The sequence below is a fragment of the Natrarchaeobius versutus genome (assembly GCF_041205745.1).
GTDB classification, from domain to species: Archaea; Halobacteriota; Halobacteria; order Halobacteriales; family Natrialbaceae; genus Natrarchaeobius; species Natrarchaeobius versutus.
The window spans coordinates 53,471-65,745 of record NZ_JBGFCC010000004.1; the positions used below are offsets into that span (position 1 = coordinate 53,471).

The 12,275-nt window shown below is 60.4% G+C and carries 7 protein-coding genes; 6 read left to right on the forward strand and 1 reads right to left on the reverse strand.

Annotated features, from left to right (window positions below; translation table 11 throughout):
• Positions 1 to 43: 43 nt before the first annotated feature.
• The 4 genes from AB7C87_RS10425 to AB7C87_RS10440 all read left to right on the forward strand — a co-directional run bounded on the left by AB7C87_RS10425 (position 44) and on the right by AB7C87_RS10440 (position 5,912).
• A complete protein-coding gene (locus AB7C87_RS10425) occupies positions 44 to 2,068 on the forward strand; it encodes a hydantoinase/oxoprolinase family protein (RefSeq protein WP_369729382.1) in 2,025 nt (674 codons plus the stop codon).
• Position 2,069: 1 nt separating this feature from the next.
• On the forward strand, positions 2,070 to 3,854 hold the full coding sequence (locus tag AB7C87_RS10430) for a hydantoinase B/oxoprolinase family protein (RefSeq protein ID WP_369729383.1): 1,785 nt from the start codon (positions 2,070 to 2,072) through the stop codon (positions 3,852 to 3,854).
• Positions 3,855 to 4,049: 195 nt separating this feature from the next.
• The gene (locus AB7C87_RS10435; RefSeq protein WP_369729384.1) at positions 4,050 to 5,438 is read left to right on the forward strand and encodes an aspartate aminotransferase family protein; all 1,389 of its coding nucleotides are present in this window, start codon (positions 4,050 to 4,052) and stop codon (positions 5,436 to 5,438) included.
• 225 nt (positions 5,439 to 5,663) lie between these two features.
• A complete protein-coding gene (locus AB7C87_RS10440; protein ID WP_369729385.1) occupies positions 5,664 to 5,912 on the forward strand; it encodes an acetyl-CoA carboxylase in 249 nt (82 codons plus the stop codon).
• A 193-nt stretch (positions 5,913 to 6,105) separates the two neighbouring features.
• On the opposite strand, the gene AB7C87_RS10445 is transcribed toward AB7C87_RS10440, so the two are convergent.
• Positions 6,106 to 7,206, reverse strand: coding sequence for an amidohydrolase family protein (locus tag AB7C87_RS10445; RefSeq protein ID WP_369729386.1), 1,101 nt, complete (start codon positions 7,204 to 7,206; stop codon positions 6,106 to 6,108).
• Between the two features lie 223 nt (positions 7,207 to 7,429).
• Between AB7C87_RS10445 and AB7C87_RS10450 the strand changes: the two genes are divergently transcribed.
• Both AB7C87_RS10450 and AB7C87_RS10455 read left to right on the forward strand, forming a co-directional pair.
• On the forward strand, positions 7,430 to 8,191 hold the full coding sequence (locus tag AB7C87_RS10450; RefSeq protein ID WP_369729387.1) for a LamB/YcsF family protein: 762 nt from the start codon (positions 7,430 to 7,432) through the stop codon (positions 8,189 to 8,191).
• 904 nt (positions 8,192 to 9,095) lie between these two features.
• A complete protein-coding gene (locus tag AB7C87_RS10455) occupies positions 9,096 to 12,218 on the forward strand; it encodes a hypothetical protein (protein WP_369729388.1) in 3,123 nt (1,040 codons plus the stop codon).
• Positions 12,219 to 12,275 lie beyond the last annotated feature (57 nt).

A 12,275-nucleotide genomic window follows, 5' to 3' on the forward strand; every position in this document is an offset into this window, starting at 1 on the left:
ATCCCGGATCCGAACCCCGTTTTCAGCACGGAGGGGCGTTCGGATGTATAGAGTCGGAATCGACACGGGTGGGACGTTCACCGACTTCGTCTCGGTCGACGAGGAGTCGGGCGAACTCGCCGTCACGAAGACGTCGTCGACGCCGGAGAATCCGATCGAAGGGGTCGTCGACAGCATCGACCAGTCGGCCGTCGCCGACGGCGGGGAAATCGCCCAGTTGATACACGGAACGACGGTGACGACGAACGCGCTGATCGAGCGCCACGGCGCCGAAGTGGGATACATCACCACCGATGGATTCGTCGACGTTCCGTTTATTCAGCGGATCAACCGGAAGGGTCACTACGATCTGAGCTGGGACAAACCCGAACCACTCGTCGAGCGAAAGAACTGTTACGGCGTCCCCGAACGGATCGACTACACGGGCGCCGAGGTCGAATCGCTCGACGAGGAGGTACTCCGGAACGTCGTCGGCGAGTTGATGGACGACGGCATCGACACGTATGCCGTAATGTTCCTGTTTTCTTACGTCGATCCGAGTCACGAACGACGCGCAGAAGAGATCATTCTCGAGGAGAATCCCGACGCGAACGTCTCGCTGTCTCACCAGGTGTACTCGAAGTGGCGTGAGTACGAGCGAGGGAGCACGACGCTTGCCGACAGCTACCTCAAACCCGACATGCAACGGTACGTCGACGAGTTCGTCGCCCGCATGGACGAACGCGACGTCGACAACACCGCGATCATGAAATCCAACGGCGGAGTCGTGCGCCCGGACGCGGCAAAAGACAATCCGGTCCACACGATCACTTCCGGCCCGGCCGGCGGCGTGATCAGCGCACTGCAGTTCGGATCCAGATTCGGTTTCGACGACCTCGTGAGCCTCGATATGGGCGGAACCAGCTGTGACATCTCGGTGATCACCGACGGCGAGCAAAACTACACGACCAACTTCGAACTCGAGTTCGGACTGCCGATCAACGTCCCGATGATCGACATCGAGACGATCGGCGCCGGCGGCGGGTCGATCGCCTGGGTCGACGAGGGGGGGCTACTCACCGTCGGTCCACGAAGCGCCGGCGCACAGCCGGGACCGGTCTGTTACGGCCGCGGCGGGACGGAACCAACCGTCACCGACGCACACCTCGTCCTGGGCCGGCTCAACCCCGAGTTCTTCCTCGGCGGAAAGATCGACCTCGAGGAACAGAAGGCCTACGATGCCCTCGAGTCCCTCGGCGAACAGGTCGGTATGGACGCCTACGAGGCGGCGGCGAGCATCGTCCAGATCGCCAACAACAACATGCAAAACGCGCTGTCGGCCGAACTCGTCGAACGCGGCTACGATCCCGATCGGTTCGCCATGGTCAGTTTCGGCGGCGCGGGGCCGCTACACGCGGCAGAACTGGCGAAAAAAGCCGGCATCGAACAGGTGGTCGTTCCGATCCACCCCGGCGTGGCGAGCGCGACGGGGCTCGTCATGGCCGACGGCCGCGTCGATTACGAACAGACGATGGCGATGCGGTCGGACGGGTACGACGTCGCACAGATCGAGACGCTGTTCGAGTCGCTGACCGAACGTGCCGTGACCGACCTCGAACACGAGGGCTTTACGGACGAAGTGACCGTCTCGACGGCGATGGGAATGCGATATCTCGGCCAGAACTACGAGATCGAAGTTCCGATCGCCTTCGACGCCGTAACCGAGGAGAACGTCGAAGGCCTCTTCGACCGGTTTCACGACCTCCACGAGAACCTCTATGGCTTTGCGAACCCGGAGGAGGTCATCGAGATCATCTCGTTTAAGATCACAGCCCATCAGCCACGGGAGACGCCGCCGCTCGAGGAACTGGCCCCGTCTGCGGGCGAACCGAAGTCGACGAGGGAGGTGTACTTCGAGGGGCGCGGAACCGTCGAAACGTCGATATACGAACGAGCGGACCTCGGACCGAACGCGGAGGTGACCGGGCCCGCAATTATCGAAGACACCGACGCCACCACGTCGGTCCCGCCGGACGCAACGCTCGAGACCGACGAGTTCGGCAATATGCTGATCACGCTGAACGACTAACATGTCAGGAACAGATACCGGGCCGACCGTCGACGAGGAATCGACCGAACGCGAGATTACGACCGATCAGGTGACCCTGAATACGGTCTCGAAGAACCTCGTCTCGATCTGTCGAGAGATGGGGATCAACCTAAAGAATACGGCGTACTCACCGATCTTCAACGAGGGGCTCGACTTCTCGTGTGCGATCTTCGACGCCGACGCCGAAATGATCGGTCAGGCAGAGTTCTGCCCGGCACAGATCGGTGCGATGCCGTTCATCGTTGAGTGGTGTGTCGAAGAACTCGGGAAAGACGCGTTCGAACCGGGCGACGTGGTCTTACACAACGACCCCTATCGGGGCGGCTGTCACATTCCCGAACACTTCGTGATGAAACCCGCCTTCGTCGACGACGAACTCGTCGGATTCGCCGCCAGCATCGGCCACATGGCCGAAATCGGCGGGAAGACGCCCGGCGGCTTCGCCGCGGACGCGACGGAGGTCTTCCAGGAAGGGTACCGGTTGCCGCCGGTCAAGATCGTCGAGGGCGGCGACGACGTCGAGGCCATCTGGAAGATCATTCTGAACAACGTTCGCACCCCCCGGGTGAGCTACGGCGACCTCCGCGCGTTGATCAGTAGCGTCGACCTCGGACAGGAACGCCTCGAGGAACTGACCGAACGCTACGGAATCCAGGAGTTCGGTCGGATCGTCGAGGACGTCCAGACGTACTCCGAGCGACGGATGCGGTCGTTCATCGACTCGATTCCCAACGGCACGTACGAGGGCGAAGACTACATGGACGACGACGGCATCGACGACGGTCCGTTCAAACTCCACGTCTCGATCGAAGTCCGGGACGACGAGATCGTCGCCGACTGGAGCGCAACAGACGATCAGACCGACGGTCCGATCAACGCGACGTTCGGCGTCACGAGTTCCGCGACCTGGAACGCACTCTTACAGCTGTACGAAGGCGATATGCCGGTGAATAAGGGTTCGTACGAGCCGATTCACGTCATCGCGCGGCCGGGTTCGATCGCGAACGTCGACTATCCGAAACCCGAGGTCGGCGGAAACACGGAGACGCACCCCCGGATGGTCAACACCGTCTATCGGGCCATGGCCGAACCGCTCCCGGAGCAGGTTACGGCCGCAGACGGATCGACGTGCATGAACTTCCTGTTCGGCGGCACTCACCCCGAGACAGGCGAACCGTACGTCAACTACCACCTCGAGGGAATGGGCTGGGGCGGTCGACCCGACGGCGACGGCAACGATTCGGTGATCGTCGTCAACGGAAACTGCCGGAACACGCCCGTCGAGGTGTTCGAAACCCGGTACCCCTGGCTGACGGAGAACTACGAACTTCGCCAGGACTCTGGCGGTGCCGGGAGACATCGCGGCGGACTGGGCATCGAGCGCGTCATCGAATCCCGCGCCCCGGAGATCACCGTTTCCGCCCTGTTCGACCGGATGAAAAACGCTCCCTGGGGACACAGAGGCGGAAACGAGGGTGCAAAGAGTTCTATCACGGTCGAACGAGCCGACCGCGACGGGTTCGAGACGTTCGTCGACGCCTTCGGGACGGCGTCTCCGAGCAAGTTCGCGGACGTCAAAATCAGCGAGGGCGACCGAATCCGAATCCGGAGCCCCGGCGGCGGCGGATACGGCGATCCGACGGAGCGTCCCGACGAGAACGTCCGGGAAGACGTCCGTGAGGGGTTCGTCTCCGAAGCGTCGGCGGCCGAGGAGTACGGCCTCGCACTCGAGGGCTCCCCATCAGAACCGTCCGAGGCCGAGTAGCCGTGTCTCCCGTTACCGAAAGACATATGATTGGTTCGGATAGACCTGAACTGACCGCTCAGTATCCGAGCCCGGTGGGTCGCTCGTTCGAACGAGAGACGACCACCGGAAGCCACAGACCACGAAATCGGATAGAAACCAGACGAAAACTGAGCACACCCGACACAATGACATTGGAGAACGCAGGTAGTCCCGATGAGTGACATACCACCGATCGAAGACGTCCACTTCGCGATGGAACCGAGCGTTGACGCGGTCCCCGGACCGCGGTCGAAACAGTTGCTACAGCGCCAGCGAGAGATCGATACGAGCGCCGTCGCCTATCCGAAGACGATTCCGATCGCCCTGGATTCCGCCCGCGGTGCGACGATCCGGGACGTAGACGGTAACGTCTTTCTCGATTTCTTCGCGGGCATCGGCGTCCTGAACGTCGGCCACGGAAATCCGTACGTAAAAGAGGCCGTCGACGAACAGATGGACTCGCTGGTCCACAGCATCGACTTCCCGACGGAGGCACGCCTCGATCTCATCGAGAAACTCGACGAGATCGCACCCGGCAACCTCTCTGGATCGAACAGGGTGGTGTTCGGCGGCCCCACCGGAAGCGACGCCATCGAGGGATCGATCAAACTGGCGAAGTACAACACCGGCGGTCGGGGATTGATCGCCTTTCGCGGCGGCTATCACGGCTCGACGTCCGGTGCGCTGACGCTCACCGCGAACAACGACTTCAAGTCGGATTACTCGCCGCTGTTATCGGATGCAGTTCACCTCCCGTATCCCTACCCGTTCCGTCAGGACAAAAGCGAACAGGCGGCGGTCGAGGACGCACTCGCCGAGGCCAGGGCGACGCTCGAGGATCCCTACAGCGGGCTCTCGAATCCGGCCGGCATCTGGGTGGAACCGATTCAGGGCGAGGGAGGCGTGGTCGACCCGCCGGAGGGATTCTTACCGGGTCTGAAAGAGATCGCCGAGGACAACGGGATTCCGTTGATCGTCGACGAGATTCAAACCGGGTTCGGTCGGACGGGCCAGTGGTTCGCAAGCGACTGGTACGACGTCACGCCGGATGCGATGACGATGGCGAAAGCGCTCGGCGGTATCGGCCTCCCGCTGTCGGGAACGATGTACCACGAGGACCTCGATACGTGGGACGCGGGCGGCCACGTCGGGACGTATCGTGGTCACGCGCCGGCGATGCGAGCGGGAACGGCCGCAATCGAGTACATCCAAGAACAGGACCTCCTCGCCCACGCCCGGGAACTCGGGGAGTACATTCGCTCGAGGTTCCGCGAGGTCGCCGAGGAGAATCCCCTGATCGGCGAGGTCCGCGGAAAGGGGTTGTTCATCGGCGTGGAGTTCGTCGAACCGGATGGCAACGGACCGAACGGGGACGCCGTCTCGGACGTCCAGACGTACTGTTACGAACACGGCGTTCTCGTCTGGAAGGCCGGACGAGAGAACTGCGTTCTCCGCCTGATCCCGCCGCTGGTTCTCACCCGCCAGCAGGCGGAAGTCGGGATGGACGTCATCGTCGACGGAATCGAGCAAACGACCGCGACACAGTTGAAACGGCCCACGTAGTCGACGGCGGTCGTTTCGGACGAATCGATCGCACGGATAGGCGGTCCGGGATCCATACTGCTCGGATTCCGCATCGCTTCGTCGTGGTTTCGGCAAACTGACTGACAGCAGTCCGTCTCTCGTCTTCGTTCGTCTCATGACGTCCGACAGCCCACTGGTACGAGCGGACGCCGAATCGCGGTCGCGCTGGTGAACAGTTAAGTGGTTCGATGCCCCACTCGAGGTATGGTAACGGAATACGTGACTGCACCCATGCCTGGCGTGTTCTACCGACGTCCCGATCCCGAGGAGCCCCGGTTCGTCGAGGTCGGTGACGACGTCAGCGACGGGGAGGTACTCGGCCTCGTCGGTGCAATGAAGAACTTCCACGAACTGACCGCACCGGGGCCCGGGACCGTAACCGACGTGCTGGTCGACAACGAGTCCGAAATCGCGGCTGGCCAGGAACTCATCGAACTGACGACGGACGAGTGATGCGGACTGCTCCGAGTCGTTACCGGTCGATCGCAGACCGTCTGCGTTGGCGACCGGCAATCAATCGCAACAGACCGTGTGAGCGGGGAATCGATCGGCTATCAGTCGTAACAGTCCGTGTGAACGGGCGACGGGTCCGATCGATACCCGTCTGTCGCGTCGAATCACCACCAGATCGTCCGTCCGCGTACTCTCACAGCCGGTAGACCCGTCGGGCGTTCTCGCGAAGCACGTTCCGAGCGATCGTTTCGGCGTACGCTTCGCGGAGAAATCCTGCCTCGATCAGGTTCTCGAGGACGTCGGCCAGGTCGGCACGGATCCGTTTGGCGGCGAGGTAGTGCCACTCGGGGACGTAGAAGCCGTCGCTGCTGTAGAGAAGCTTCGTCGACGGAGCGAGCTCGAGGACCTGTCTGATCACTCCGTGGGTTCCGTGCTGGACGAACGGGATCGTCATCCCCAGGTCGAGGTAGACGTTCTCGAGGACGGAGACGATGTAGCCCGCCGTTCGGGTGTAGGGATAGCTCGCGTGGAGGAGGACGATGTCGGTCTCGGGGTGGCGGTTCATGAACGCCCACATGTAGCCGGGGTCGACGTACCGGGGGTGTGCGTCGGCGTCGCCGAACCCGCTGTGAAACTGGATCGGGACGTCGTTTTTCCCCGCGATCTCTGCCGCGAGATGTGCCGTATAATCGAGTAACACCGGGTGTTCGATGCGCCCCGTCCAGTCGGCTTTCACTTCGTCGAAGGCAGTCGCCGCTTCGGCCCGCGACGGCTCGGAGATGTTCAGCCCAGTCCGATAGGCGACGATCGACTTCAGGCCGACACACGGACCCTGAACCGCGTCGACGAGCAGATCCCGGAGTTCGGAGACGAACGTCGAAAAGTCGTCGCTCGCCTCGATCAGCGGCTCCATCTCCGTTTCGACCCGCAGAATGGGACTGACCTCGGCGTCCGTATACCGGCGAAACGAATCCGGGGAACTGTCCGGTGGCGTCCCAGTATCTTGGAGGATGTGACTCACGTTCGCCCGCTCGAACAGGTCCCGCGAGAACGCCTCGAAGTCGACGTCGGCCCGTCGGTCGAGGACTTCTTGCTCGGAGTTGACGCCGAAGTACTCGGAGAGAACGTCGATTGCGTTTCGATAGTGGATGGTATGTCTCGCATGATACGACTCCGGCCCCTCGGTGAAGTAGCTCGCGAATCGCTCGGGTGTGAGGTCTTCGGAGAACGGCCGCACCTCGTGTGCGTGGTTGTCGACGAGTTGGATCGACTCGACGGTCTCTCGGACGGACATGCGAAAACCGTCGGACGCCGATTTATTAGTTCTTCGCCTCGAGATCCCCCATTTTGCCGCAGTCGGCCCACTCTACGCGATGGTTCGGACGACTCCACGCGATGGGGTAGTCGGCTCTCCGTGATGATGTGGTCGACCCGACGTGAGTGGTCGGTCGCTCGAGCGATGAGGGCGCGAGTCGGGACACAAACCTATATTCGATCGTGTGATAGTAGTACCCACGATGGCGACGATCGACATCAACTGCGACATGGGAGAGAGCTTCGGGAACTGGCGGATGGGAAACGACGCGGACGTCATGCCGTACGTTACGTCGGTCAACGTCGCCGGTGGCTACCACGCCGGCGATCCACACGTCATGCGCGAGACGGTGGCGCTGGCCGCAGAACACGACGTCGGAATCGGCGTTCATCCCGGATTTCCCGACAAGATGGGATTCGGGCGTCGCGGCATGGACGTAAGTCCGGACGAAGTACGCGATTACGTCGTCTACCAGCTCGGCGCGCTCACGGCGTTCGCTCGCCGCCACGGAACGACCGTCCAGCACGTCAAACCCCACGGCGCGATGTACTCGATGCTTTCCGAGAGCCCCGAACACGCACGGGCGGTCATGGACGCCCTCCTCGAGGTCGACGACGATCTCATCTACGTCGCGACCGACACGAACATCTACGACGTCGCAAAGGAGGTCGACGGATTGCGGGCCGTCTTCGAGGGGTACGTCGACCTCGACTATCGTGCCGATCGCTCGCTCATCGTCGAACAGGAGTTATCGGACCGCGATCCGGAGCTCGTCGCCGACCGCTTCGTTTCGATCGCCACAGAGGGCGTCGTCGAGGCGGCGACCGGCGAAGAGATCTCGATCCCCGCCGAAACCATCTGCATTCACGGCGACAACCCCAACGCCGTCGAGATCCTCGAGGCGATCCACGATCGAATCGAAGAACACGACGTTCGACTCGCCTCGCTATCCGACGTTGTTTGAACAGATATAGTAGCCACTGCAACTCATCGCACACCTGATCACCAGACGGTTCGGCGATCAGTGTGTACATCGTTGCAGTTGTTGCTATAGCATAGCTACCGCGAGACCACGGTCGTCAGACGGAGTAGCGTGCAAACATATAATCAAAAGTTATAGTTATTTTGCTAGTGGTATTTCGGTTTCAAGCCGTAATGGCCGCATCCGAATCCGACGCGGCGGTGATTTCTCTCGGTGAATCTCTGAATGTTGAGTAACGTGTACAGAATGGTGTCCTTGTGGCCCACACTGCTGGTATATGTCGATTCGTGACGACCGACCCACCGCTGTCGATAATCTCGAGAGTCGTCGGATCGGGACCGCTCCCTGTGGATATCGATGGAGTGCTGTAGATGGGTTGTAGACGGCCAAATGCCGACATAATTGGGGAGAAAAGAAACCGATGATAGATCCGAGACGGATGACGATCGGTATGACGCTCTCGAGTCCAACGGTGAGCGCTGACAAATGGTTCTTCTACCTATCATATTTATTGTTGGATTGGAAAATTATATTATTATTGATTGGATGGTTCGAGTCTACACGTCGCTATATTGACCACAACACCGCAAACATCGTGGAACCCGTTCGATCGGTTGTACAGCGGCAACGACGAATCGTTCGACTTGAGGACGAATGGCGTACGTTTCGCCCTTGTACAACGACGGACCGAACTCGAATTTTCGGTTCAGTTACCTTGACGTAATCTAATCAGTCACCTTCGAGTAAGAGACCATTATTAGTACTCCCAATTTCTCGTGGTAGGTGTCATGAGCCAAACGAATCAGGCGAATCGAAGGCTCGCAGTTCGGGTGAACCGTCGATCGCAAAACGGTGATATCGAGCGGATGGTACCGGTGAGAGTTCGATGAGCATTGCCAAAGCACAACGACTCCACCACAGCGGTTCGGACGCGCGTCTATTGTGGGGACCCGATGCAACCCCAGCAGGGTCGGGATACACCGAACGGCTCGGCCAGCTTCACGAGTGGCAGGCCGACCACGAACACGACGTTCGTCTGTGGAAGTTCATCCAGACGGTAATCGACGAGGTCGAGGGATCCGAAGACCACGATGCACAACCCCTTCGTGACGCCCTCGAGCTTCCGGAGCTTCCGGTCGGCGATATGACCGAGATGGCGATGGCCGCGGAAACGAACCCAGGCAAGCTCTCGACGTTCGAGTTCGACGGTGTCGACGCCATCGACGAGGATGCTGGCGAGGGACTCGAGAGCCAGGTTCGAGATTTCGTGAGCGGAAACGAGTTTCTGGACTTCCATCGGCGGATGCACCACAAGAAAGCCAACGTCGAGCAAACTGGGCGCGAGGTCGTCTCGACGATGGTACCGGACGTCCTGTTAGAGGAAACGCTTCCGGAGCCGGATGAGGTATCCATGACGACGTTTCAGAAGCAGTTCGAGCAGTACGGCTACCGGGGACAGTTACGATTCGCCGAGCAACTCACACGCGGCCTGAGCGAATCCGAAGCTGGCATGCGGTTTCTCGGACTCATTGTTCACCCCGCATATCTCGACTACGAGTTCTTTCACGCGCTTCCGTTGCTCGCGCCGCAACTGTATCAGAACCAGGAGACGATCGTCGCGACGGACGACGCCGACGACGTGATCGATACGAGCGACGAGTACGTCGTCATCACCGATCCTGAGATACAAGATCTCCACGAAAACTTGCTGTTCAACCTCCTTCCGGGACTAATCGGCTTAGCAGAGGACGACGTCCTGCCGAACTTCCAGGACGAGTGGGAGAACGGAGGGGAGACGCCGACGATGAACGCGATTCTCGAGGAGATGTTCGCGTGCTACGAGTACGCCGTCGATCCGAGTATGTTCTCGGACGTCGAGATGTCGGACATCAACGAGGAAGAGAAGATGGCCGATTTTTTGCTCGGTTCCGACGACGAGGATGGGTTCTTCCAACCGTTACTCGACGAGATCGACGACCTAGACGCGGAGATGGAGTCTTTCGACGATATGCGGGGATTTACCGTCGACGGGACCTCGTTCTACGAGGACGAGACGGTCGACCAACTCGAGCAAAACGCTCTCTCGGTCGAGGATCTGTTCAGCCCCATGATGCGGACGGCGAAAGCCGGTGCGGACTTCTCGCTGGCGACGATCTTTACGACACTCGGAAAACTCCAGCAACAACAGGCGGCGAGCAACGCCGTGCTCAGGTCGGCGACTAACGGCTACAGCATGATGGCAGCGGTCGCGACGAAGAGCAAGCTTCTCTTCCTGTTCGAGAGTGCCGTTCGCGTCGCCACGATCACTCGGCAAGCACTGGATCTGTTCGTCAACGGTTCCGTCGCGAGTACGATCGCGATCGGCAACCGCCTTCTCGGACTGACCGCACAGACCGGCAATCTGTTCGTCGCCTCGAGTAAATCGGTGGATATCCACCGGTGGATGGCTGGAAACATGAGCGGGACACCGCCCACGATCGAACCGGGCGGCAGTTGGTGGGAGAGCGGATACAACAGCCCACACCAGGGTGCCCGCCGGGTGCTCGCGTACAACGTAACGAACGTTCTGTCGTTCGCCGTCGATCTGGTCGAAGCGGCGATCAACATTCATCACGGCGTCGTCTACGGCGACACTCGAGTGTTGGTCGCCAGTAGTATCGGCGGTATCATGGTCGGTATCGCCACGTTCGCTTCGATCGGGTTCGTACCGGGGCTCATCGTCGGGCTGATCGGCGGAATTCTGATCGCCCTCTCGAGTATCTGGAAGAATCCGCCCCAAATCGAAAAACTCGTCGACTGGCTCGAGCACACGATGTTCGGACCGACCCCGCCGGAAGAACACGACGAGGAACTGATAGCCGACTACTTCGGCTTCGGCGGGATGAAAACTGGGACGATCGAATCGATCGTCCCCACGATTCGGGGTGAGACCCCGGGGGCGAACAGACAGATGGCACGAGGATATCAGCTCGTCCAGGGGCTCGAACTCGACCTCGAGTTTGCGAAACTCATCGCGCCATCGCCGACCGGGTCGGATTCCGATCGGACGACTGGTGCGTCGATCTGGTTCAAATTCGACGCCGAGAACGTCACGACGGGATCGACGTTCATCTTTCGAATCGTCCACGACGGTCTGAAGACGGGTCATTTTACTATCGATCCGGCGGACGAACCCGGGTTAGACAGTCGTGTCGCGAGTCACCTCGTATCGGAACCGCCACAGTACGCGCTCGGACCCGCGCCACGTCCCGAGGATCGTCCGGATAGTTCGATGATGACTCTGCAAACAGAGGAGATGACGAGGTTGGATCGGACGATCCACTCCAACACCTTCTCCCACTGGACTGACGACGGGACTGTCGACGCGGAGAACCCGAGTCAGTTGACGGTAGTCGGTAATCTGTACGTCGATATGTCCGACCGCGGCTCGCTCCGGACCGGGTCGTTGTCGGGGTTCGATTTCGACGAACTCGATCAGAGCATACAGGATGGAACGATCACGCCGCCGTACGCGAACAACCAGTCTTCGAGCGCGATGGGACCGTACCGAACGCACCACAACGCCTACTGGGGGTTCCACGAGGACGCGGGGACGTCACCCCGAGACGTCGAGATGGAGACGCTATACGAACCGAAACACGACGGCACACAGGCCCTGTTCGGAATCCCCTTCTCGGCAGACGACTATCGGCCGGGGCCACTACACTGGACGGACGAAGAGCACAGTCGCGTCTGGCTCGAGGTGATGCACGTAACGCCCGAAGCCGGAGAGGATATGGGCTGGATCGTCGAGGATGCCAACGATCTTCGAGTCCCGCGAACTGGAACGGCTCACGAGGAAGTGCCGTTTCCCAGGGCAGTCTGTGAGGTCGAACTCGTCTCCGAGGACGACGAGTTGTTCGACGTCTCCGAGGCCGAACAAGGAGAGACGTTCACGAGTCGAGCAGAGATCGAGGACGACCTCGAGGGACTGTCCGTCCCCGAGTGGTACGATCAGAATATTGTATGAATAATGACCTTAGTCAGAACGGTAACCGACACACGACGAACGAACCGACCAGCACCG